Consider the following 23,954-nt stretch of genomic DNA (forward strand, 5'->3'; position numbering starts at 1 on the left):
AATTAATAACGAACAATCTTCATGGATGACAGACCCGCATCGGCATCAATTTTGATTTTCTTGGTAGCGTTTTCGTAACCGGGCGTTCTCCACAATCCACTTTTAACTTTCTGAAACCCGTCCAGTTCTCTCGAATTCAGGGCGCCATCCATGTGCAATTCGCAACCCACGCTTTCAGGAACACTTATTTTGACACTGGTCACACCTGAATTGATATCTACATCTACATTATCAACCTTGTCACCCAATTTTATGTCAATATCGGTAGCACCTGTGTTCAGACCAAGCCTTTTTACTTTGTATTCACTGAAATCGAAATCAACTTCACCGGCACCGACACCCATTTCGATATCCCATACGGGTGCTTTGTTTAATTTAATGATTACATCGTTATTGAAGTTTTTATCACTGTCAAAATGCAGGTTGAAACCTTTTCCTTTTTTGCCTTTTTGCTCAAATTCGATAGTTTTTACGCCATTCTGTAAGTCTTCGGTGAGCGTATAACCACTTTTGTATCCCAAATTAGTGCTCGCTTCAAAAAGATTGGTAGGAGAGTCTTCCAGATCGAATTCAGCTGCACCGCCAGCCAGTTTCAATTTGGCTTCCATGATATCAGCACCCATTGGTACCGAATAAAAGTTTTTGTATCCATCGCTTTTCGAAGAATCACTATGAGAATAATGATGGTCATCCTCATCGTCGTCATCAATGGTTACGTGCCAGTCATTGTCAAATTCATCTTTCCAGTTGCTCACGCCGTCATCCACACAGGTAAAAATACCCAGCGGTATAGCAAAGGCTATCAGCAGCGCCGAAGTGGCATTATAAACTGTACGACGACGATTAAGGAAGGCAAAGACACCGGCCAGAATCAGAAGAAGAGGCCAGAAGCGGGCAATCTGACGAAACGACCAGTTTAAATCGAACCAGTCAAGATTTGTGCCGAGAAACAAGACGCCGATTACAATGAGTATGGCACCCCAGAAAATACTACTGCTTTTTCGTTCCATTGTTTTAAAAGTTTAGGAACCCTGTTATTACCGGCTCGGATAATAAAAACCCTTCCCCATTTTAGGGTGTACCTGCAACGAGAAAGGGTAGGGAAATGAAGGTTATTAAAGATTAATATCTGTATCGTTTTTAGGATAATTCGGAAAATTATCGTCTTTGCGGTCTCTGAGAATTAACCATACCCCTAAACCAACCAGGATGAGCGGCCACATCTGACCAAAGTATCTCCAAAGGTTAATATGAAAGAAAGTTTTAAAAGAGAAGATGATTCCCAGGATAATGAGGACTGCTCCTCCAACCAAATTGTTGTTTTGATTGCGACTGCTCATAGTTGTATAATTTGAGGTTTCAGAATTAATAGTTCCAGTATTTGAAGGATCAACAAAATCAACAGAATCTTTCACCGGCAGTACTACCCATAAAATGAAATAAGTAAGCGCTGAAGGAAACGGAGTGAAAAACAATAGTACGAAAACCACACGAATAAGTGTTACGTCTGTATTGAAATATTCGGCTAAGCCTTGTGCTACTCCTCCGAGTTTCTGATTTTGTCTGATTCGATAAAGTCTCTTTTCCATTTTTTTGTTGTTTTGAGGCAGGCATTTCACCTGCCTCTTTTAAGAATATCTGAGTTCGTTTGCTACATTAAGCAACTGATGTTGCTTAAGAATTGATAACTATGTTGTTATCTCTCATGATTGATTCTTTAGTAGGCATAATGGCCCACAAAATGATGTATGGGATTACCGATGGAATTGGAGCAAAGAAAGCTACCACGAACAATACCCGTACCAATGTTACATCTATGTTGAAATATTCTGCAAAACCAGCGGCAACACCACCTAACATTTTGCTATTTTTGATTCTATACAATCGCTTTTCCATTTTATTTATAGTTTATATTTGTTTAGCTTTTCAACCACTGCTTCGTGATTGATGAAACAAAGATATATGCTAAATACGGTACTATGTATAGCAAACTACATGAGTGGAAATTTTCAATGTCGAAGGGATAAATTGATTGACGATTCTACAAATCAATTTTCTCGCATTCGCGTTTTTTCCTGTGCTTTGGCTCTATATGCCTTATCAGAAATAGGTGGAAAAGTAATGATTAAAAGCTATTTTGTTGTTAATCAGTGCTTTGTTTTTTTAGTAGTGCGGAATAACCATACGGATTAATCAATCTCTAATACTTCCAGAATCTCACTCAGTTCATCATAGTCTTTATAGCCGGGACGGATTTCGTGTGATCCTTTCAGTGCGATGCCATTTATAGCCGTATCTTGCAGAAGTTGTTGGATTTGGTCGGCGTTGATGCCGAATCCTAAAATGATGGGATAATCGCGTGCATACTCTTTCAGACGATAAAGGAAAAAATCGGACAATTCCTGACCCTCTATCAGAAAACAATTAACAAAAGAACTGTACAGTTTAAGGTAGTCGTCCAGGTAGGTACTTTCGGCTTCTACTTTCAATATAATAGGTTTACCGGTTTCGGCTATTTTGGGTAACAGACCCGGGTCTGCAATTTGCAGTATGTCTATGTCATAATTTTGCAACAAAGATACGATTTCATTATAATCGGTCGATTCGGTCTCTCCAACAATCTGCACCCCTGCCACCCACGACTGAATCTCTTTCATTTTTTCGGGTGGCATATAGTCATCAGAAAATTTATCCATCACAAAACCAATCATTTCAACTCCCATGCCTGCACAATAACGTGCATCAGATAAATTAGTGATACTGCTTACTTTTACCAGTGTTTGAAGTGCCATTCCGAAAATTATATTAAAATAAGGCTTCAAAATTAGTTCAGAACTATTCAGAATCAAATTCTGTTGACTAATTTTGCATATTAATTCACTAAACGGTAGACTTTGAATCTACGACGGTTGTAAAAATGAGTAAACACGGACGAATTCTGGTCGCCATGAGTGGCGGCATTGACAGCTCTCTTGCGGCTGTTCTTCTACATGAGCAAGGATACGAAGTCATAGGCATGACCATGAAAACCTGGGACTATGCCTCGTCAGGCGGAACAAAAAAAGAGACAGGTTGCTGTAGTCTTGATTCTATCAACGATGCGCGCAATATTGCCGTAAGTCTGGGGTTCCCTCATTATATTCTTGATATCAGAAATGAGTTCGGTGATTATGTGATTGACCATTTCACTGGTGAATACCTGGCCGGACGCACGCCTAACCCATGTGTGCTTTGTAATACGCACATTAAGTGGGATGCGCTGCTTCGTCGTGCCGATAAACTGGACTGCGAGTATATTGCCACAGGGCACTATGCCAATATAAGGGAAGAAAACAGCCGGTTTGTGATATCGAAAGGGGTAGATACCTGGAAAGACCAAAGCTATGTGCTGTGGGGGGTATCGCAGGAGAGTCTGTCGCGCACCCAACTGCCATTGGGACATTTGAAAAAAACGGAGATCAGAGAGATGGCTACCGAAAGAGGTTTCTTTGATCTGGTTAATAAATCGGAGTCGTACGAAATATGTTTCGTGCCGGATAATGATTACCGGGGTTTTCTGAAACGCCGTGTAGAAGGATTAGAAGAAAGTGTGAAGGGAGGAAATTTTGTAATGCAAGATGGCAGCGTGGTAGGTAAACACGAGGGTTATCCTTTCTATACCATTGGTCAGCGGAAAGGTCTGGGCATTGCCTTGGGTAAACCTGTATTTGTAACCGAGATCAGAAAAGATACGAACGAAGTTGTGTTAGGCGATGAAAAAGACCTGGATAGAGATGGCATGATGGTGGGTAAGCTGGTAATGCAGAAATACGAAAATCTGATTGACCGCCCACTTGAAACGGTAACTAAAGTGAGGTATAAGCATGAAGGTTCTCCTGCCGAGATTGTACAGGAAGGCGATAAAATGAAAGTTTTGTTTCATGGCCCTGTGAATGGTATTGCTCCAGGACAGGCCGCCGTTTTTTATGAAGGTGATGATGTAGTAGGAGGAGGCTGGATTCTGAAAAGTTTCAGACAATAGCCTGCCAATAGCTGCGGCTTTGAGATATAACCCGATTATTCAGATTAGTTCAGATGTAAAAGTGTGTCACTTTCAGAAGCGGACACACTTTTTTTATAATCCCCTAACAAATATATATTACTGTAATTATATTTGGGGTAATTAACGGATATGCTATGAATAAGATTTTACTAGTTATTGCAGGGTTCATTTTACAGGCGGAAGTTTTTGCGCAAAACCAGTATCTGGTGGTGTTTAAAGACAAAGCCAATTCTACCTATGCCGTTAACCGACCTAAGGAATTTCTTTCCGACCGTTCCATTAAAAGGCGTTCGAATCAGAAAATATCCGTTACAGAGCGCGACCTGCCTCCGAATATTACTTACCTCAACGAACTGACAAAGGCAGGAGCAAAGATATTGTATAAATCAAGATGGCTAAATGCTGCATTGATTGAGACCAATGAGATTACATTAGATAAAATTCTGAAACTTTCTTTTGTAAAAGGACTGGAAGGTGCCGGTGATATCAGAAATGCCCGGTTGAATGAATTCAGTGAGTCTGCATCACCCAGAAACAAGTTTGCTACTGACGATACCTACGACAACGGCCCTTCTCAAACCCAGCTGGCTATGCTGGGTGCGGACAAGATGCATCAGAAGGGCTTCAGAGGAGAGGGAATGCTGATAGGTGTGTTGGATTCGGGCTTTCTGAATGCTGACAAGTTGGGGTTCTTCAAAGATTTGTTTGCCGATAAACGAGTAGCAGGTACTTTTGATTTTGTGAATAATGAGCAAAACGTTTACAATGACCACACACACGGCACCAGTGTTTTGTCGTGTATGGCGGCTTATGAAGACGGTAGAATTGTAGGCACTGCCTACAAGGCTTCTTACCTGCTGCTCCGTACTGAAGATGCTGCTTCTGAAACCAAACGCGAAGAAGCGAATTGGCTTTTCGCGGCCGAAATGGCCGACAGCGTTGGTGTAGATGTAATTAACACGTCATTGGGATACACTACTTTTGATAACCCGGCTCAAAACTATAAGTATGCCGATTTGAACGGTGATAAAGCGCTGGCCACAAGAGCAGCAGATTGGGCTGCTCAGGTTGGAATATTGGTTGTGGCATCTGCAGGTAATGAGGGCAATGATAGCTGGAAATATATCGGTACGCCTGCCGATGCGGATTCGATAATTGCCGTAGGAGCTGTATCAGGTACACGTACTGTTGCGTCATTCAGTTCGTATGGACCATCGGGTGACGGGCGAGTAAAACCAGATTTAGCTGCTATGGGGCAAAGTACATTGATAGGTACTCCCAATAATACAATTACTAATGGAAATGGCACTTCTTATGCTTCTCCTTTACTGGCAGGTTTTGCTGCTTCTTTCTGGCAGGCTTTCCCTGGGTTTACCAATATGCAGATACGGGATTTCCTGATTCGGTCAGCCAGTCAGTATGAATCACCTGATACCAGGGTAGGGTATGGAATCCCGGATTTTGACAAGGCATATCAATTAGCTGAACTGGAACAATTGATTGCCAATGTAAAAAAACAGGGCAAAGACGTAGCCGTGTTCCCGAATCCGTTTAATGAACAAACCAATGCCATTAAAGTTTGGGTATTAAAGGATGGTGCCGGGCAGAATTTTGAATATAAGCTGGTAGACTTAACTGGTAAGATTGTATGGTCTTTAACAACTGACCAGAAATACATTACTTTGCCTTCTAATTATTGGCAGACCAATTATATTCTGAAGGTAACAGCCGAAAATCTGAATTTCTCAACCAAGGTGGCGAGAAATTAAACTATGCCTTGAACTGTGCGTATGATGAAGTGCCGTTTTAACTGATTAAGATGATTTTCCTGAAAAGACAATTAGTTTTTATTACAAATCTCAGGCAGAATTAAAATAATCACTAATTCACTCAATCGCTAATTCACTCATTTAATCATATCACCTCATAATTCTTATACTCCCCGATTCTCCAGCCTGTCAGGTTTTCTATCAAAAGTAGGATTCTGTTCTTGAGCGAATACCTTTTTTCAGCTACATTAAACTGGAAATTCCAGTCGGTTCGCAGAATCCTTTCCTGCATCACTTTCGGGTGCGTTCCTTCAAAAAGTCTTAGTGAGTCAATTTTTGAATAATCAAACTCTGTATCGGCCAGTTGCATTTTCTCAATCTCTTCAGCGGTGTGCCAGAGCGCGTGAAAGTTCTTTACTTTTTCGGCCATTTTTTTCGGTGGTCTTACCCAACCGTAATGATTGATATAGGCATCTATAGGCTTTACACGTAGTTTGGTGTTATCAGATTTTCTGAATCCCTGGGCATCCCGATAAGACATCACGTTTTTGGTGTGTCTGATTACCCTGATTTCGTTTCTATACCATTTTCTTGAATCGGCCACGTAATTAAACGAACCGTAGAAATGAGTATATTTGAATAGTAAACCCTCTACAGATGTATCTTCTGCATATTGTATCATGGCATGCCTGATGGCATCGTAATATTTTTCATGCACTACCTCATCACACTGAATATAAAATGCCCAGGTGGTGTCGTCACTGATTGCAGCAATGGCTTTATCGGTTTCAACCGCCAGTACACGTCCGCCCGTTTTCAGGGTTTCATCCCAAATGGTTTCAATAATCCGTATTTTGTCAGACTTTATAGATTTAATGAGTGCCAGCGTTTCATCTTCTGATTGACCGACAGCCACTACGAATTCATCGCACAAAGGCAAAACAGACGTGATAGCCTCCACCGCCGGATAGTCATATTTGAGTGCATTCCGCACAATGGTAAAACCCGTTACTTTCATGCGGGTATCAGGGTTTTTCTGACCATTCTCATCATTGATTCAGAATTGTTCAGTTCTTCTACTTTTGCCAATTCCACCCAGGCCAGACCATTCGACTCCTCGTTTATCAATAACGGTAATGATTTATCAGCTCTGAATAAAAAGCGCACATCATAGTGCAAATGTGCCGGAATATCTTTTCGTTCGGGTATAGGATGTATATCAACATCAAAAATGGCATTGCTGGCTACTGTAATTTCACTTACGCCGGTTTCCTCTTCGGCTTCTTTTAGCGCAACGTGCAGCACGTCATTATCGCCGTCACAATGCCCGCCGGGTTGAAACCATTTGTCCAGTTTCCGATGGTGCATAAGTAATACAAATTGTCCGGAATGATCCAGAATCCACGCTGACCCAGTTACATGGCCAATGAGCAGTTCTCTGTCGAAGCAATTATCGTAGGTATTTACGAAGTCAATCATTTGTTGTGTCATGGCGGTTTCATTATTATCGACCCCTACATGATTATCTAGTAATTCAAGCAACTTTTTTCGGTGCATACCTCTATTTATTATTAATTTGCAACGAAAATTAGTTTATTAAAACAACGAAACATCACAATTACATGAAAAAAATTACAGTTTTTTTAGTAAGTTGTTTATTGTCAGCAACTTATACTTTTGCTCAGGTAGCGCCTGCTCCAAGCCCGGCTGCTACTGTTTCTCAGGTGGTTGGTACAACAAAAATTTCTGTGGATTATTCTCGTCCCGCTATGAGAGGGCGTGAGATTTTCGGCAAGCTGATTCCATTTGATAAAGTGTATCGCACAGGTGCCAACTCTGCAACGAGAATTGAAATCTCAGCAGATATTACTGTACAAGGACAAACACTGAAAGCGGGTAAATATGCTGTAATGTCTATTCCGGGTGCCAGCAACTGGACCGTTATTTTCTCTAAAGACCTGAATGTAAGTGAACAAAGCTACAGCCAGTCGAATGACGTATTGCGTGTAACTACTACACCGCAGGCGGTTCCGGCAGTTGAATCGTTCACTATCGATTTCTCTGATGTGAAAGACGATGCAGCCAATCTGAATATATCATGGGAGAAAACCAGAGTATCATTAGCTATTGGTGTGGACAACGTAAAAGCGATGGAGGCGGCCATTGCTCAGAAGAACAGTGATGCGGCAGGGGCGTTCCAACAAGCTGCTGAGTATATGTTACAGAAAGGGATGGATCTAACCGGTGCTTTGTCGTTAGTTGATAAGTCTTTAAGTTTGAAAGAGAACTTCCGCAATAACTGGGTTAAAGCTCAGATTCTTGACAAACAAGGTAAACCTGCTGAAGCATTGACCTTTGCCATGAAAGCACAAACTTTGGGTGATGGAGATGGTATTTATCCGTTCTTCAAAGACAGCATTGAGAAAGGAATCAGCGATTTGAAATCAAGAATCCCGGTTCCTGCTCCGGCAGTTCCTGCCAAGAAAAAGAAAGCCTGATTTCAGGTTTGAACCTATAAAAAATCCCAGGCAAGCACTATGTTTGTTTGGGATTTCTATTTATCGGATATTAAAATACGGTGGTATGTCGAATAAAAATGTCACAGATATTTGACGAAAAAAGTTTTCAGTCTAATTTTAGAATTAAATCAGCAAAAATAGATTAGGAAAGGGTGTTTAAAGAATGAAAGTATTAATCACTCAATCGCTAATTCACCAATCACTCATTTAATAACACCCCTAAATGGCAACTGAATCAATTACCTCCAAGAAACAAACGTTGTATATTATTTTATGCGGCATTTTTTTAACCAATGCCATTGTAGCTGAAATAATAGGTTCAAAAATCTTTTCGGTAGAGCAAACGTTGGGTATTGCACCGATGCAGTTGCCGCTCTTTGGTCAGAAATTCGATTTCAATATGTCGGCAGGGGTATTGAACTGGCCTTTTGTGTTTGTGACGTCTGATATCATCAATGAGTATTTCGGTAAAAAAGGAGTAAGGAAGATATCGTACCTTACAGCCATTCTTATTGCCTATGCTTTTATTGTTATTTATATTTCAACCATCGTAATGCCTGCAGATTTCTGGGTTAATCATAACAATAAAGATTATTCGGGCAATTCACTGAATATCAACGATGCCTACAAAATTATCTTTCGTCAGGGTTTAGGAATTATTCTGGGTTCCATTATTGCCTTTTTAGTGGGACAGATTCTGGACGCCACGGTGTTTCATTGGTTGCGTAGGTATACCAACAATAAAATGATTTGGCTGAGAGCCACCGGATCAACATTGGTATCGCAGTTAATAGATAGCTTTGTAGTAGTGTTTATTGCTTTTTATGTATTTAATAACTGGACTTTAACAGAAGTATTTACGACGGGAACAAACAACTATATCTATAAGTTTGTAGTAGCAGTGTTGATGACACCTGTGATTTATCTGGCGCATAACCTGATTGATAAGTATCTGGGCAAAGAACATGCCCACAAGATTATTGATGAAGCTACTTTTACGCCGATGTAACACGGAGTGCCACTCCGTGGAACGTATCACGGATAGATAATCCGTGGTTTTTGTCGGAAAGATATTCAGTTAAAGAGCAGCAGTTTTACTGCTCTTTAACCTCCGGTAATTTCGAAAAGTCTACGTTGCAGGTGCCGCATCCTTTGGCGCAGCCTGCATTTTTGGCTGTAAATTGTTTTCTTACCATGTTGCCTAAATAGGCCAGGGCTCCCAGAAATACAACGCCGATCACAATAGTCTCTATCATCTTCTTCCTAAAGCTTGTAAAATGTGCTGGTAATGATGTTCCGAATGCCAGGCATACAGGGCAATCACTTCCTGAATTTCAAACGACTTTTGGTATCCTCCATGATAATAAGTCTTTCTCAGAGAGGCTTTATCAAGGCTTCTGAACAAATAGACCATCCGCTTGTGTATACCCTCCACAATTTGTAGAGAAGGTTTTATTGGCAGGCCGTGGTCTGGCAATTGTGCCCATGCTCCTTCATCATAACCTTTTATTGGCGGATTTTGTTCAGTCAATGCAAAACGAATCCGTGTAAACATATTGATATGACTGTCGGCCAGATGATGAACCACCTGACGGACTGTCCATCCCTCCGGACGATAGGGTGTGTCTAATTCTGCATCACTCAGTTTGGCCGTAAGCACTTTCAGGCGCGCAGGGAGTTTATCTAATACTTTTATGTGTGCTTTGGTGTCGCGCAATGTATATTTTTTACCATACACAAAATCACCGATAGGGTACTTCAGTTGTTCAAGGTTCATCAACAGATAATAGGTTTAGTTTTAATTCCAATAACGTTGTATTTCGGCCAGTAGCTCTTTATGTACTGCCGATCCTGCTACCACATCTCCTCTGAAAAGGTGTTCGTCAGTGCCCGAAAAATCAGATACAATTCCACCGGCTTCGGTAATGAGCAAAATCCCGGCGGCCATGTCCCACGAATTGAGGTTATACTCATAGAACCCATCAAAATAACCGCAAGCCACATAAGCTAAATCAATAGCCGCTGAACCCATCCGGCGCAGGCCATGTGTTTTTTGCATGAGAGATTCTAGTATTTTTAGGTACTTATCCTGATTGTCAAATTTATAGTAGGGGAATCCCGTAGCCAGCAGGCTTTCGCTGAGGTGTTTGTTCGACGATACGCTGATTTTCTGACCGTTTCTGAACGCGCCTCCACCTTTGGTTGCCGAGAAAACTTCTTCTGTGCACACATTATAAATCACACCCAGCAATACATCCTTCCCAAGGGCCAGTGCAAGGCTCACCGAATAATTGGGCAGCCCATGTACAAAGTTGGCTGTTCCGTCAAGCGGGTCAATAATCCAGTTTAATCCTTCAAAATCTTTGGTTTCCACGGTTCCTTCTTCGGTAATGAATCCGGCTTCCGGCAAAATGGCTTCCAGCTTGCTTACTATTAGTTTTTCAGTTTCCTTGTCTACGTATGACACCACGTTGTTGGCAGCCTTGTATTCAACCGAAGCGGTACTGAATTTTCGGGCTTCTGTAGCTATAAATTTTCCTGCTTCCTGTGCTACAGGAATCACTTCCCGGCAGATTTTCTCTAAATCCATCATGTTTGTGACACGAACTAAAAGTTCGTGTATTCTTTTATTGTGTTTAATAAACTTTAATAGCCCTCAACCGGCGAAATTTTACAGGTTTCTGATGACAATTTTAAGAAAAAATATTTGCTTTGCCTTAGTTTTATTTACCCCTGCAAAAAATATAATAATTGGTATATTGATTAAAGGGAATTTAACAGAATGATCTATTAAAACTGAGGTTTTTGCATTTGATTTGAGAAAAATGAATATTAAGGAAAAAAGATTAAGAAGATTTACTGAGAGAATATTTCTTGCATTAGGTTGCTCAACTAAAGATGCCAGACTGGCAGCTGATGTACTTATTTCGGCCGATTTGAGAGGAGTAGATTCACACGGCACGGCGCGCCTGGCGGGTTATATCAGGTTATATGATAATGGGCGTCTCAACCCTGCACCACAAATCAGAATAATCCACGAAACACCCTCAACTGCGGTTATTGATGGTGACAAAGGACTTGGACTGGTAGTGGCTCCTTTTGCCATGAAAGTAGCAATGAAAAAAGCGAAGAGATACGGCTCAGGATGGATTTCGGTACAGAACTCCAATCACTTCGGTATTGCCGGGTATCATTCCATGCTGGCATTACAGAATGATATGATCGGTTGGGCTATGACCAATGCGGCACCGTTGGTAGTACCTACCTTTGCCACCGAGAAAATGCTGGGTACTAATCCAATTGCCGTGTCTGTTCCTGCGGGTAGTCAGCCTCCATTTGTTGCTGATTTTGCCACTACTGCAGTGGCTTATGGTAAAATGGAGATTTTACAGCGTAAAGGCTTACCGGCTCCGATAGGTTGGGTACAAGATGCGGAAGGCAAACCGACGGATGATGCAAATGCCGTTAAAAACGGAGGAGGTTTGTTGCCATTGGGTGGCGACCGTGAGCATGGTAGTCATAAAGGCTATGGATTGGGGTCTATTGTAGATATTTTCTCAGGTGTTTTGTCCGGAGCTAATTTTGGGCCGTGGGTACCCCCTTTTGCTACGGCGGGTTTTCATGGTGTGGCAGCCGAACAGGTAGGAAAAGGGACGGGTCATTTTCTAGGAGCCATGCGCATTGATGGTTTCAGACCTAAGGAAGAATTCAAGGCAAGCATGGATCAATGGATTGAGCGTTTCAGAGCAGCTAAGCATGTGGAAGGTAACCGTGTGTTGATACCCGGGGACCCCGAACGAGAACTGGAGCAAATCAGAAGAGCAGAAGGAATACCTCTGAACGATAAGGTGGTTGAAGACCTGCGTGCATTGAGTGATAGGTTCGGCGTGAAGTTTTGAGCAGGCAGTTGTATGTATAAACGTAATATTAATTATTGAATAAAAAGCATTTGGAACGGGCATAACCTTGCTTTCAACAAAGATATTGTCATATTTTTTTCATAATTTTGCAGTTCAAAGAATGCGGAATACATGAAAAAAATAAAAATTGGCTTAGTGCAGATGTCCTGCACTGCTGATGTATCAGAGAATATAAACAAGGCTATTGCAGGAATTAAACAGGCGGCAGAAAATGGCGCCAACATTGTTTGTCTGCAAGAATTGTTTACTTCGCTATACTTTTGTGATGTAGAAGACCACAACAATTTTAATCTGGCAGAGGCTATTCCCGGTCCGACTACCATGAAGCTGTCGGAGGTTGCCAAAGAAAACAATGTGGTTATCATCGCTTCTTTATTTGAGAAAAGAACAGCCGGACTATATCATAATACTACTGCCGTAATAGATGCCGACGGAACTTATCTGGGTAAGTATCGCAAAATGCATATCCCTGATGATCCCGGTTATTACGAGAAATTCTACTTTACCCCCGGTGATTTGGGCTACAAAGTGTTCGATACCAAGTTTGCTAAAATCGGGGTGCTCATCTGTTGGGATCAATGGTATCCGGAGGCTTCCCGTATTACAGCGCTGATGGGAGCAGAAATCATGTTTTATCCGACTGCCATTGGCTGGGATGTAAATGAACCCGAAAACGAAGCCAATATTGAACAATACAATGCCTGGCAGACCATTCAGCGCAGTCATGCAGTAGCTAATGGTGTGCACGTGGTATCTGTAAACAGGGTAGGGCGCGAGGCTGAACAACAGTTCTGGGGTGGTAGCTTTGTAGCTAATCCGTTCGGAAGTCTGTTGTATCTGGCGTCTCACGATAAAGAAGAAGTACATGTACAGGAAATAGATCTGGCGCTTACTGAAAAATACCGCACCACCTGGCCATATCTGCGCGACAGAAGAATTGACAGCTACGAGCCCATCCTGAAAAGGTATATTGACTAAAACTATCCAAAGAATAAATCGGCTTGCCGAAGTTTAATAAAACATTTGAATGCTTACTATTAATAATTTATCGTTCTATTTTGGCGGAAGAGCCATTTTTGAGGGAGCGAGTTTACAGATTAAACCAAAGGATAAAATAGGCTTGATTGGTCTGAACGGAATGGGGAAATCGACCCTGTTGAGACTGATTGTAGGAGAGTATCAGCCGGATGCCGGAAATATCAGTAAGGCTGGAGATTGTACCATCGGTTTTTTAAATCAGGACTTACTTTCGTATCAGACCGAAGACTCTATTCTATCGGTAGCTATGCAGGCCTTTGAGCGGGAAAACTATCTACAGATAGAAATCGACAAAGTGCTGCATGAAATGGAAGTGAACTACAGAGATGAACTGGTTGATAAATTGGGACACCTGCAGGAGGAGTTTGACCACCTGGGCGGGTACACCATTCAATCAAAAGCAGAAGAGATTCTTGAAGGGCTTGGGTTCCGCACCGAAGAGCTCCACATGCCCTTGAAACAGTTTTCAGGGGGATGGCGCATGCGTGTAATGCTGGCGAAACTACTTTTGCAAAAGCCTTCTTTGTTGTTGCTTGATGAGCCTACCAACCACTTGGACTTACCGTCAATTCAATGGGTTGAAAAATACATTGTGAATTATGAAAATGCGGTAATAGTGGTATCTCACGACCGTGAGTTTCTGGATAATGTCTGCAACATGACCGTTGAGGTTACCCAAGGTAAACTTTGGCCTTATTCAGGTAACTATTCATTCTTTGTGGAAGAAAAAGCCCTGAGAAATGAGATACAGAAAAGTGCGTTTGAAAACCAGCAGGCACAGATTCGCCAGACCGAACGATTCATCGAGCGTTTTAAAGCAAAGGCTTCTAAATCCCGTCAGGTTCAGTCGCGCGTGAAGGCGCTTAATAAGCTGGAACTGATTGATGATGTGATTGACGCAAGCGCTCGCGTAGCTTTCAAATTCAAGTTCAGCGTGAACCCCGGGCGCAATGTGATGGCTTTGGAGGATATCAATAAAGCATATGGAGAGAAAGTGATTCTGAAAGACTCAAACATTAATATTGAGCGGGGAGATAAAATTGCCCTGATTGGTGCCAATGGTAAGGGTAAATCAACTTTGTTGAGAATTATTGCAGGTAACGAAGCGCTTAATGGCAGCAGAAAACTGGGTCACAATGTCAACTTCTCGTTTTTTGCACAGCACCAGTTAGAATCATTGCATCTGGATGAATCTATTCTTGAAGAACTAAAGTATGCTGATTCGGCCAAAACAGAAGCTGAACTACGTCTGATTCTGGGCTGTTTCCTGTTTAAAGGAGAAGATGTTTTTAAGAAAATCAAGGTGTTATCCGGTGGAGAAAAATCTCGCGTGGCATTGGCAAAGGTTCTGATATCAGAGGCTAACTTTTTGCTGCTCGATGAGCCTACCAACCACTTGGACATGCAGTCGGTGAACATCCTGATTCAGGCGCTTGACCAATATGAAGGTACTTATGTGGTGGTATCGCACGACAGACACTTTGTGAGCCAGGTAGCGAACAAAATATGGTATATTGAAGATTATCAGATTAAGGAATACCCGGGTACTTATGATGAATACGAAACATGGGTAGAAGATAATAAGGCTAACCGTCCGTCGACAGTTCCTGTTCCGGCACCTGTAAAAAAAGAAGAGAAACCTGCTCCGGTAGTTGAGACATCGAGCAAAAATAAAAACGAGATTAAAAGACTGGAACGTGAGATTGAAGAAATAGAGGCAAAAATTACTGAGCTGGAAAAGAAGAAATCTCTATTGGAAGCAAAAATGGCTGACCCAGGCATTTTTGGTGATGCTGTTGCCCTTCAAAAAGCAAATACAGAATATGAACAAACCAAAGTAGAGTTAGTAAAACTGAATGAGGTTTGGGAAAATAAAATGCTGGAGATTGCTTAAATGAAAAATAAGCTTGATATTGAAAATAGCGTTTGGAATACCCAAACGCTATTTTTGTTAACAACAAGTTGATAGATGTTGCATTATAGCTTTAGCGATTATTTTATACTCGAATGAATTCGCAGTCTACTTTAACAAAGGTTGTTTTAGTATTTGTGACTTAAGTCGACAAATGTCAATTAAATCTATCCTTTGTTAGAAAAGACACCGAATTTATTCGGTGAAACCAGAGGTTTAATTGAGTGCAATGAAAATCTAAACAATTTCAACGTTTTCCCCTAATCTTAAAACCTTATATGGTGTGCCATATTCTTCTGCTTTGACTACGAATTTCTCAGGATCTTCGGTATTGAATTCAAACAGATGGTAGTGATGGGGGATAGTCAGTTTGGTACCGATTTCTTTACCCAATCTTGCAGCTTCTTCAAAGTTTAGATTCCCGGCTACTTTTCGTTCAGGCTTGTTACCATTGATGGGCAAAAAGGCCACATCTACCTGAAAAGGCTTTAGAGTTTCAACAATCCCGTCATACCAGAGGGTATCACCGGAGTGATAAACTTTATAAGGTCCGAATTCGGCCACAAAACCCATGTATTTCAGCTTACCGGTCTCATCTCTTTCCAGATTATTATGTGCTGCCGGTACCCCGTATATTTTAAAAGAATGGACTTCAATATTTTCGTTGTCATTCAATCCTATAGGCAAATCGAGGGGACATTTCAACCTGTCGGCTACAAATACACGATTGGCTTCGGGGATAATCAGATCGATAGCCGGATTAAATGCCAGAAGCGGTAACAACGTTTCTGCATCCAGATGGTCGGTGTGATTGTGAGAGGATGTGACCACATCAATCATATTCAGCAATTCAGGATTAATAACCAATTCGCTGATACGTGTGTGAGGTTTATCGGTCTCTGCATATTTCTTTGTCAGGGAATCTGACAAGTAAGGATCAAAAAGCAAATGTTTTCCCTGATACTGAATCAGAAAACCACTTTGCCCTAGCCACCAGACCCGAAAGCCTTCGGTTTTATGAATAGTACTTTGAATATCTTCCAGTAATTGCTGGTCTTTTCTGTATGCCTGAATCATCTGATTATTGTAATTTATCATATCCATCCGCTGGCTTCCATTTAGATTTAGGCTCATAGTAATGCCAGAGCAAAGCGCCTGCCTTGCGTAGCAATTCATAGCCTTCATTGTTACGGGTCCACGATTCGTCTTTCTGGTTTTTGGTAATGATACTGTAAACGTATTCTCCATGCGGTGCATGTACCAAAGCAGTTTCGGAGCGGGAACGGTTCACCGCTCCGTTTTTGGTGGCAACTTTTACATTTTCCGGAATCTGCGACAACCCTTCTTTATCCCAGAACTGTCGGCCGAGATTCCTGTACATGCGGTCTGAAAATGCAGGAGATATGACTTCGCCTTTTCTTAGCATTGTAAGTAATCGGGCCATTTCACGTGGTGAGGTTTGTCCCCAGCCAAATTTGCTTCGGTTGGCTTCCCTGCCGGGTGTCCGGGAATTGACTCTGGTTGCTGTAAAACCGAGCGAATCCAGAATGGCATTGATACGTTTCCCACCACCTGCCAGGGCCTGTAGCCATAAGCTGCCTGTGTTATCACTGATGGTGCACATCAGCATTACTACCTGACTCAGAGGTATTCTGGCACTATCGCGCAATGACCCTACAATGCCATCATCATAGTGTAATGAATCCCTATAAACCAGTTCCTGTTCGTATTTCAATTCTCCCTGGCGTATTTTGTCAAAAGTACCAATCATAATTGGTATTTTAATCATACTGGCAGTAGGGAAAACGGTGTCGGCATTGATGGCAACAAACTTATTAGTTTTAAGATTTTGTACATAAATACCTGCATCTCCATTAAAGCCTTTCAGGAGTTCTGTTAATTGTGATTTCAATTTCTTGTCTTCTTTCAGATTCTGCGAAAAAGCTGTAAATGATTGAGCAATAATGCTGAGCAGAACTATTAAGTAGCGTTTTTTTCTCATAAAGGTTCAGTAAAGCCACGAATATAGGAAATTTTCCGTGGCTTTAACTCTTCCATTGTTGTATTATAGGTTTCTTGAAAAACTAATTCTGCTGAAGTTTCAGTCTGGCTTCATATACTTCTTTTTCTTTAGCAACAATATCAGTAAGAATATATCTTTTCTGATTGACAATCTCCATTTCATCTAACACATCTACTGTATTTTTGTAATTAGCCTCGTCTGTCGGGTGAATAATAACCGAAAAGTGGTCCTGAATTTTGGCTTCTCTTCTTTTTTGCAGAATTAATTGCCGCAACTCTTTTCCATAACTGATTTCCTGAAGATGGCTAGCATTCAGTACCTTGTAGTTTTTCTGATGCCAGAAAATCCTGTCATCTTTCCCAAGAATAATAGTCAAAGAGTTTAATTCAGAAATGGGTGGTGGGGTGCCATTCATATCAGGCATGTTCAATTTCATCACGTAGGGTGTCGAAAACCTGGTTGTGAACATAAAGAATGTGATGAGTAAGAATCCTAAATCGACCATAGGGGTCATGTCGACGCGAGCAACGCGAGCGGAAGTAGTGATTTCTGCCATTTTTTTAAAGTTTAGTTGAATACATTATTTAGAAATATATCTAAATATCTAAATAATAATTTAAGAAACAAACTTTATGGTGTGAATTTTTAATTCGCGGTAGGAAGAAATAAAGAGATCAAAGGAAGGTTAATATTCAAGACGCAAATGCTTGCATTTCGCCTGAGTCTACTGTTCTTTCTCCAATAAACTCTTTTTGTGCCCATGCGGACATGGCGTTGGCTACTGTTTCGCCTTTAATGGCCTTGTATTTAGCCGGAATAAGGAAGTCTAAGTTTGTCATTACAAAAGAGGCAATACCTTCACCGGCTCTTGATTCTTTGCGCTCGCCTAATAGCAGGGAAGGATGGAAGATAATCAGGGTAGGGAAGTTTAAAGCACTGAGAGCCTTTTCAATTTCACCTTTAACACGGTTATAATAGAAAACAGATTGGGCATCGGCTCCCATAGCGGTAACAATCAGGAACTGACGGGCTCCATTTTGCAAGGCTGCCTTAGCGGTTTCAAAGGGATACAGAAAATCGACTTTATAAAAGGCATCTTTCGAACCGGCCTGTTTCATAGTAGTACCCAGGCAGCAGAATACATCATCGGCTATTACAAGAGACGAATCGAAATTATCAAAATCAATCAATATCTGTTCCAGCTTTGGGTGCCGGAAATCCAAAGGTTTCCGGACAAGAACCTTTACCGTTGAATAAGCAGGATGATTGACCAGCTTATGTGTCAGATGGTTACCGATTAATCCGGTTGCACCTACTATCAATGCTGTTTTCATAGGATTATATTTCTTTAAACTGAAAAGTTTAATTTAATGTCCACGGAATCGATTCGAGAAGTGTTTAAGGCACCCCGTCAATTACATGACATGTCATGTAATTGACACCCTTCCTTGAAATAAGCAGGGGAAATTCAAACGCTATCTGCGTTTATTGAAATCCACTAATTTATATCCCACAATTCTTTCTGAACGGGCAGTAACGGGTTTATGGTAAACGAAGATTTCGTAAGTGTTCTCGGCTTCTGCAAAATTCCCCTCAAAAGCCGCTTCATCAGGTTTGTTGTCTTTTACTAAAACGAAATCATAATTGTATACACCCTGTTTCAATTGAATGGTAGCTGTGTAACCTCCAAAATTATTATCGTAGGCCATCTCATTCAGTTTGTCCAACCGCCAGTCGTTAAAACTTCCGTTGACGTATATTTTTTCATTGGCATTCAGTTCCTGACTTTTCAGGCCGAATGTCATAAAAATATAATCGGCTTCGGTTTCTGCTCTGTTGCCTTCACGGTTATCTATTACATACATGCCATTGAAATCGTTCGACTCTATATACACTGCTTCACTTCGGTCTCTTTGAGATGCTACCCACATGTCATCTTCTTTCCCACGTCGAATCTTATCAATAAACAATCCTGCGTTGTAAGTGCTTCTTGAATCAAAAAACCGGAACTCGTTTCCACCGGAAAAAGTGTTTTCGTCATCAAAAAAACGAAACTCTAAGGCGCTGGTAGCATTATTGACACTAAAAGGTTTTAGGTTTCTGATGGTTTTATCCCATCGGTAATTCTGCCTGATGACCACCTTGAACTCATCACGAGGCGACATTACGTTATAGCCACCATAGTTGAGCTGAAAATCAATCTGCTGATGTGTTTTAAATTTCGAAGGATTCTGGGCCTGACGCACGGTGCCACCGGCACCAACCCCATTTTCATAAACCATGAATCTACGTGAAAGGATTATGTCGTCCCGCTTACGGTCGCGCCAAACTACTACCAGATAATTGCCCGAAACCAGCATCTTTGGTAATTCGATTTTATAATGATAGTACGGTACTTTTGTGTTTTGAGAAACCTGATAATCGTTGATTATGAGGTCATTGTATTCGGGCATGTATTCTATTTCAGAAAGAACCGACTGCTTCCAATCCATGCCGCAGTGTAGTATTTTAACATGATACTGCTGATAACCTACGTTCAGGTCGTCAAATTCCAACCATAAGCTGTTGTTATCTTTCAACTGTATTACGGGTGGGTTAAGGCTTTTGGCGGGGTCTCCGGCCGTGCCTACCAGCGGATATAATTGCACAGACCTGATGTTGGGCTCATAAGTATAGTCTTCAAAACGTAATTGCTTGGTTTGTGCCAGCAGCCATTGAACCGGAAAAAGGAGTAATATGATAATCAGTTTTTTCATAAGATGTGGGAGGCAAGTCTTTGAACTATGCCGGGATGGCGTACCATTTTACCTGATTAAATGATTTTGCTGATGAATTATTGTCTTCGACTGAAAATGATATGAAAATTTCAACTGTAATCAAAACAATCAGATTAATCAGCTAAATCAAAGTTGAAGATGATTCACTAAATCACTCATTCACTAATTCGCTAATTAATTAAACCATCTGTCCATCCTGCATCACCAGTTTTCTGTCAGACATATCAGCCAGGTGCTCATTATGTGTAATAATTACGAAAGTCTGATTGAGTTTTTTTCTGAGTTCAAAGAACAAGTGGTGCAATTCTTCGGCATTTTTAGAGTCTAAATTGCCGCTTGGTTCATCAGCAAAAACTACCGATGGCGAATTAATCAGGGCTCGTGCCACAGCAACCCTTTGTTGTTCACCACCTGATAATTCAGAAGGAAAGTGCTTTACTCTTGCACCTAAACCTAACAGTGTCAGCAGTTCAGTGGCTTTACGTTCTATTTCTTCCGACGAGGCTGATTTCCCTCTGCTCTGACCTATCCATGCCGGAATACATACGTTTTCCAGTGCGGTAAACTCGGGCATCAGATTATGAAACTGAAAAATAAAACTTATTTTTTCATTTCTGAACCGTGCCAGTTCTTTGTCTTTGAGAGATTGGTAGTTGGTGCCATTGAGTATTACTTCACCAGAGTCAGCCTTATCGAGCGTGCCCAGTATATGCAACAGCGTAGTTTTGCCTGCCCCGGATGCCCCAACGATAGAAACAATTTCGCCCTGATTGATTGTGAGGTCGATACCTCTTAAAACCTGAAGATTACCGTAGCTTTTTTTTATGTTTTTTGCCTGTAGCATAATCTGTCTGCCGGAGTGATTTTATGAATCCCGTATCCTTTCTTTCCTGAATACGATGCTCATGTTACGATTTCTTTAAATCGTAAAAAATGATTAGGCAAAGTAAGCGATATTTGATTGATAATTAATAATTGTTCACTAATTTAGCGAAAATTTTATAACCTCTAAAATCTACTTTACATGAACGTTCACGAGTATCAAGGTAAAGAAATACTGAGCCGTTATGGTGTAAGAATTCAACGTGGGATAGTTGCCGAAACTCCGGAGCAGGCTGTAGAAGCTTACAAGCAGATAGCGGAAATGACTAATTCTAAGTTTGCAGTAGTTAAATCACAAATACATGCAGGTGGACGCGGAAAAGGTAAAATTGTTGGTACCGAACAACGCGGTGTGCAATTAGCAAAATCTGCCGAAGATGTGGAACGTATTTCTACAAACCTTTTGGGGAATGTGCTGGTAACGCTTCAGACAGGACCTGAAGGTAAACCGGTTAACAAGATTCTTGTTGCAGAAGACGCCTATTACCCTGGTGACAGCGAGCCTAAAGAATACTATATGGGTATTTTGTTAGACCGCGCCAAAGCCTGCAATGTAATTATGGCTTCAACAGAAGGCGGTATGGACATTGAAGAAGTGGCAGAGCATCACCCTGAGAAAATTTTCAAAGAGTGGGTTGACCCTCGCGTAGGTTTACAGGCATTTCAGGCACGTAAAATTGCCGATAAGCTGGGTTTAACAGGCGAAGCCAATAAAGAAATGGTGAAATTTGTAGGCGCTCTTTATAAAGCTTATGTGGAGTCTGACTCGGCAATGTTTGAAATCAACCCGGTTTTAAAAACATCAGATAACAAAATATTAGCCGTTGACGCCAAAGTGAATCTGGACGATAACGCTTTGTATCGTCATGCTGATTTAGTGAGCATGCGTGACAAAGCAGAAGAAGATCCGTTAGAAGTTGAAGCAGCTGACAACGACCTGAACTACGTAAAACTTGATGGTAACGTAGGTTGTATGGTGAATGGTGCCGGTCTTGCCATGGCTACTATGGACATCATCAAATTATCAGGTGGTGAGCCTGCTAACTTCCTTGATGTAGGTGGTGGAGCCAATGCAAAAACTGTAGAAGCCGGTTTCAGAATTATTCTGAAAGACCCGAACGTAAAAGCCATTCTGATTAATATTTTCGGTGGTATCGTTCGTTGTGACCGTGTGGCAACAGGGGTAGTAGAAGCTTATAAAGCTATTGGCGAAATACCAGTACCTATCATTGTTCGCTTACAAGGAACCAACGCTGCTGAAGGCGCTGCGATTATCAATGAATCGGGCTTGAAAGTTTACTCGGCTATCTTGTTAAAAGAAGCTGCCGAATTGGTAGAAAAAGTATTGAAAGAAAATGTATAATTGACGTTTTCCGGATAAACTATATTGAAAAAGGAGGTGATATCACCTCCTTTTTTATTGATTCTGATTTCATTTTACCTGTAATCCGTGAATGAATTCACGGGCTATCGTAACAAAGGAATGGTTTGCATTTAATACCCGACTAAAGTCGGGCATGTGAAAGTTAGTTAAACTTTTAACGCCCTATACACCAAGCCCTCTGCCCAGTGCCCTATACCCTCTGCCAATTAGTCCTTATGTGCTGCAGCAGTTTTCTGACAACAATCAGGCAGGGCATCGTGCGATTTCTGATCAGCCACTACTTCGTCGGCATCATAGCCTATTTTTGAGATAGCCGTTTTGATTTTCTCGGCACTTGTTTTCTTAGGATTATAAGTAACCGTTACCACTTTATTATCGAGATTAAGATTCGAGCCAACTATTCCTTTAGTGAGCCCTAAATCGCGTTCGATGCGTTTTTTGCACATGCCACAGATGGCCGAAGTCTTGATTTTTACTTCTGCGGTTTTAGGTGGGTCTTCTTTAGCAAAACCGTTGAAAACTGTGGCAAAGAAGATGATAAACAATAAATTTTTCATTTTGGTAAATTAACTGTTTGGTTATAAAACTATTATTCTCTTAAAACAATTCCGTTGGGGTTCAGCCCGACCGGGATATCTGTAATTTTTTCGTGCGATGCCACATTGATTACCGATACGGTGTTGCCTTTTTGATTCGCTACATAAGCGGTCTTTTCATCTTTCGAAAACTTAACAGCATGTGCATCATCGCCGGTTACAATGGTCGACTTCAAAACCCATTTTTCGTTTTTGCGCTCATAATAAGCTATTTTGTTTTGTCCGGCCTGACAAATCCATAATTCATTCAACGCTTTGTTATAAGCCACCTGACCCGGTTTAAAGTCCAGATCAAGCAACTCGGTTACATTTAGAGTAATTGGGTCTACTATGTTAATCGTTTGCAGGTTTTTGTTTTCTACATAGATGTATCCATCACTTGCCGCCCACACATTAGTAGGGAACGGGTCAACCTTAATGTATTTTTCCAGTTTCTTTAGTTTCGTATTTACTGCCAGAATAAAACTACTCTCACCCAATGCTACAAAAGCATAATTGCCGTCGGCAGAAAAAACTACTTCTGTCGGGTCTGCACCCAAGAAAATCTCTTCTTTCAATACACCGGTGATTGCATCAAACACGTGCATTTCTCCGGCATGGTTGGTAGAGGCCGTCCATATTTCTTTATTATCATGAGTAAACACCGCGTTGAAGTTTACCCGGTCTAAAGGCATTTTTAGTAGATTTTTACCATTCAGGGCATCTATTATGGCTATGCCTCCTTTTTTGTCTGTGGCATTATGCAATTGATCATGGCTTTGAGTGAAATCAAACTCTGGTAGTGCTACCGAAAGCTTTTTACCATCAGGCGATAACTCAATATGATGTGCGAAACGCCCCAGATCTGTTAATTGAATGATTCGCTTTACTTTTCTTTCGTTAAGGTCGATAATTGAAATTGTATTACTTCCTCCGTTTACAACGTAGGCAGCAGGAAAATCAATGTCCTGAACGGGAACCTCTTCTTTATCTTTACATGATGCCAGTAAGATAATAAGACCGTAAAAAAATACCTGATAAATTTTCTTCATAAACCGTAATCCCTTTTCATTTTTAACGTTAAAGAGCCCGTCTAACGTATATCAAGACCTA

At 41.1% G+C, this 23,954-nt stretch carries 25 protein-coding genes; 8 read left to right on the plus strand and 17 right to left on the minus strand.

Annotation, left to right across the window (positions count from 1 at the left end):
• Nucleotides 1–2: 2 nt before the first annotated feature.
• The 4 genes from AC1RRY_RS08325 to trpF form a co-directional block, all read right to left on the minus strand.
• Complete coding sequence (locus AC1RRY_RS08325) at nucleotides 3–1,010, minus strand: toast rack family protein (RefSeq protein WP_492816547.1); 1,008 nt, start codon at nucleotides 1,008–1,010, stop codon at nucleotides 3–5.
• A 105-nt stretch (nucleotides 1,011–1,115) separates the two neighbouring features.
• A complete protein-coding gene (locus tag AC1RRY_RS08330; RefSeq protein ID WP_492816545.1) occupies nucleotides 1,116–1,589 on the minus strand; it encodes a PspC domain-containing protein in 474 nt (157 codons plus the stop codon).
• Nucleotides 1,590–1,674: 85 nt separating this feature from the next.
• Complete coding sequence (locus AC1RRY_RS08335) at nucleotides 1,675–1,896, minus strand: PspC domain-containing protein (protein ID WP_492816543.1); 222 nt, start codon at nucleotides 1,894–1,896, stop codon at nucleotides 1,675–1,677.
• Nucleotides 1,897–2,189: 293 nt separating this feature from the next.
• Nucleotides 2,190–2,792 (minus strand): phosphoribosylanthranilate isomerase, encoded by a 603-nt coding sequence (trpF, locus tag AC1RRY_RS08340; protein ID WP_492816541.1) that lies wholly within the window; start codon nucleotides 2,790–2,792, stop codon nucleotides 2,190–2,192.
• A 125-nt stretch (nucleotides 2,793–2,917) separates the two neighbouring features.
• On the opposite strand from trpF, the gene mnmA reads away from it, so the two are divergent.
• Together mnmA and AC1RRY_RS08350 are read left to right on the plus strand one after the other, a co-directional pair.
• Nucleotides 2,918–4,021 carry a tRNA 2-thiouridine(34) synthase MnmA gene (gene mnmA / locus AC1RRY_RS08345; RefSeq protein ID WP_492816539.1) on the plus strand — a complete coding sequence of 368 codons (1,104 nt, stop codon included), beginning with the start codon at nucleotides 2,918–2,920 and terminating at the stop codon, nucleotides 4,019–4,021.
• A gap of 155 nt (nucleotides 4,022–4,176) precedes the next feature.
• Complete coding sequence (locus AC1RRY_RS08350) at nucleotides 4,177–5,811, plus strand: S8 family serine peptidase (RefSeq protein ID WP_492816537.1); 1,635 nt, start codon at nucleotides 4,177–4,179, stop codon at nucleotides 5,809–5,811.
• A gap of 145 nt (nucleotides 5,812–5,956) precedes the next feature.
• On the opposite strand, the gene AC1RRY_RS08355 is transcribed toward AC1RRY_RS08350, so the two are convergent.
• Together AC1RRY_RS08355 and AC1RRY_RS08360 are read right to left on the minus strand one after the other, a co-directional pair.
• A complete protein-coding gene (locus AC1RRY_RS08355; RefSeq protein WP_492816535.1) occupies nucleotides 5,957–6,829 on the minus strand; it encodes a glycosyltransferase family protein in 873 nt (290 codons plus the stop codon).
• Nucleotides 6,826–7,368, minus strand: coding sequence for an NUDIX hydrolase (locus AC1RRY_RS08360; RefSeq protein WP_492816533.1), 543 nt, complete (start codon nucleotides 7,366–7,368; stop codon nucleotides 6,826–6,828). Before AC1RRY_RS08360 ends, AC1RRY_RS08355 begins: the two co-directional genes overlap by 4 nt.
• 65 nt (nucleotides 7,369–7,433) lie before the next feature.
• On the opposite strand from AC1RRY_RS08360, the gene AC1RRY_RS08365 reads away from it, so the two are divergent.
• Nucleotides 7,434–8,309, plus strand: coding sequence for a DUF2911 domain-containing protein (locus AC1RRY_RS08365; RefSeq protein WP_492816531.1), 876 nt, complete (start codon nucleotides 7,434–7,436; stop codon nucleotides 8,307–8,309).
• A 244-nt stretch (nucleotides 8,310–8,553) separates the two neighbouring features.
• Nucleotides 8,554–9,339 (plus strand): queuosine precursor transporter, encoded by a 786-nt coding sequence (locus tag AC1RRY_RS08370; RefSeq protein ID WP_492816529.1) that lies wholly within the window; start codon nucleotides 8,554–8,556, stop codon nucleotides 9,337–9,339.
• 85 nt (nucleotides 9,340–9,424) lie between these two features.
• On the opposite strand, the gene AC1RRY_RS08375 is transcribed toward AC1RRY_RS08370, so the two are convergent.
• Genes AC1RRY_RS08375 through AC1RRY_RS08385 form a run of 3 tightly spaced genes read right to left on the minus strand, consistent with a single transcriptional unit; the run spans nucleotide 9,425 to nucleotide 10,920 of the window.
• Complete coding sequence (locus AC1RRY_RS08375) at nucleotides 9,425–9,586, minus strand: FeoB-associated Cys-rich membrane protein (RefSeq protein WP_492816527.1); 162 nt, start codon at nucleotides 9,584–9,586, stop codon at nucleotides 9,425–9,427.
• Nucleotides 9,583–10,107 (minus strand): YfiT family bacillithiol transferase, encoded by a 525-nt coding sequence (locus tag AC1RRY_RS08380; RefSeq protein ID WP_492816525.1) that lies wholly within the window; start codon nucleotides 10,105–10,107, stop codon nucleotides 9,583–9,585. The genes AC1RRY_RS08375 and AC1RRY_RS08380 overlap by 4 nt, the downstream gene beginning before the upstream one ends.
• 21 nt (nucleotides 10,108–10,128) lie before the next feature.
• Nucleotides 10,129–10,920, minus strand: coding sequence for an inositol monophosphatase family protein (locus AC1RRY_RS08385; RefSeq protein WP_492819255.1), 792 nt, complete (start codon nucleotides 10,918–10,920; stop codon nucleotides 10,129–10,131).
• 235 nt (nucleotides 10,921–11,155) lie between these two features.
• On the opposite strand from AC1RRY_RS08385, the gene AC1RRY_RS08390 reads away from it, so the two are divergent.
• The 3 genes from AC1RRY_RS08390 to AC1RRY_RS08400 all read left to right on the plus strand — a co-directional run bounded on the left by AC1RRY_RS08390 (nucleotide 11,156) and on the right by AC1RRY_RS08400 (nucleotide 15,182).
• Nucleotides 11,156–12,229, plus strand: coding sequence for an Ldh family oxidoreductase (locus AC1RRY_RS08390; RefSeq protein WP_492816524.1), 1,074 nt, complete (start codon nucleotides 11,156–11,158; stop codon nucleotides 12,227–12,229).
• A 132-nt stretch (nucleotides 12,230–12,361) separates the two neighbouring features.
• The gene (locus AC1RRY_RS08395; RefSeq protein ID WP_492816522.1) at nucleotides 12,362–13,228 is read left to right on the plus strand and encodes a carbon-nitrogen hydrolase; all 867 of its coding nucleotides are present in this window, start codon (nucleotides 12,362–12,364) and stop codon (nucleotides 13,226–13,228) included.
• A 49-nt stretch (nucleotides 13,229–13,277) separates the two neighbouring features.
• Entirely contained in the window at nucleotides 13,278–15,182 is a 1,905-nt protein-coding gene (locus tag AC1RRY_RS08400; RefSeq protein ID WP_492816520.1) for an ABC-F family ATP-binding cassette domain-containing protein, read from the plus strand.
• Nucleotides 15,183–15,437: 255 nt separating this feature from the next.
• Here AC1RRY_RS08400 and AC1RRY_RS08405 read toward each other — a convergent pair whose 3' ends face one another.
• The 6 genes from AC1RRY_RS08405 to AC1RRY_RS08430 form a co-directional block, all read right to left on the minus strand.
• Nucleotides 15,438–16,277, minus strand: a complete 840-nt coding sequence (locus tag AC1RRY_RS08405; RefSeq protein WP_492856549.1) for an MBL fold metallo-hydrolase — start codon at nucleotides 16,275–16,277, stop codon at nucleotides 15,438–15,440.
• A 4-nt stretch (nucleotides 16,278–16,281) separates the two neighbouring features.
• Nucleotides 16,282–17,202: a serine hydrolase gene (locus AC1RRY_RS08410; protein WP_492816516.1), complete on the minus strand. Its 921-nt coding sequence runs from the start codon at nucleotides 17,200–17,202 to the stop codon at nucleotides 16,282–16,284.
• Between the two features lie 82 nt (nucleotides 17,203–17,284).
• Nucleotides 17,285–17,779 carry an ExbD/TolR family protein gene (locus AC1RRY_RS08415; protein ID WP_492816514.1) on the minus strand — a complete coding sequence of 165 codons (495 nt, stop codon included), beginning with the start codon at nucleotides 17,777–17,779 and terminating at the stop codon, nucleotides 17,285–17,287.
• Between the two features lie 136 nt (nucleotides 17,780–17,915).
• Nucleotides 17,916–18,557, minus strand: a complete 642-nt coding sequence (locus AC1RRY_RS08420) for an oxidoreductase (protein ID WP_492816512.1) — start codon at nucleotides 18,555–18,557, stop codon at nucleotides 17,916–17,918.
• 141 nt (nucleotides 18,558–18,698) lie between these two features.
• Nucleotides 18,699–19,979 (minus strand): type IX secretion system plug protein, encoded by a 1,281-nt coding sequence (locus AC1RRY_RS08425; RefSeq protein ID WP_492816510.1) that lies wholly within the window; start codon nucleotides 19,977–19,979, stop codon nucleotides 18,699–18,701.
• 199 nt (nucleotides 19,980–20,178) lie between these two features.
• Complete coding sequence (locus AC1RRY_RS08430) at nucleotides 20,179–20,844, minus strand: ABC transporter ATP-binding protein (RefSeq protein ID WP_492816508.1); 666 nt, start codon at nucleotides 20,842–20,844, stop codon at nucleotides 20,179–20,181.
• Between the two features lie 180 nt (nucleotides 20,845–21,024).
• On the opposite strand from AC1RRY_RS08430, the gene sucC reads away from it, so the two are divergent.
• Nucleotides 21,025–22,245, plus strand: coding sequence for an ADP-forming succinate--CoA ligase subunit beta (sucC, locus tag AC1RRY_RS08435; protein ID WP_492816506.1), 1,221 nt, complete (start codon nucleotides 21,025–21,027; stop codon nucleotides 22,243–22,245).
• A gap of 227 nt (nucleotides 22,246–22,472) precedes the next feature.
• On the opposite strand, the gene AC1RRY_RS08440 is transcribed toward sucC, so the two are convergent.
• Entirely contained in the window at nucleotides 22,473–22,823 is a 351-nt protein-coding gene (locus AC1RRY_RS08440; RefSeq protein WP_492816505.1) for a heavy-metal-associated domain-containing protein, read from the minus strand.
• A 32-nt stretch (nucleotides 22,824–22,855) separates the two neighbouring features.
• Nucleotides 22,856–23,893: a YncE family protein gene (locus tag AC1RRY_RS08445; RefSeq protein ID WP_492816503.1), complete on the minus strand. Its 1,038-nt coding sequence runs from the start codon at nucleotides 23,891–23,893 to the stop codon at nucleotides 22,856–22,858.
• Between the last annotated feature and the right edge of the window lie 61 nt (nucleotides 23,894–23,954).

Source organism: Emticicia sp. GW821-FHT11C11 (genome assembly GCF_058808615.1).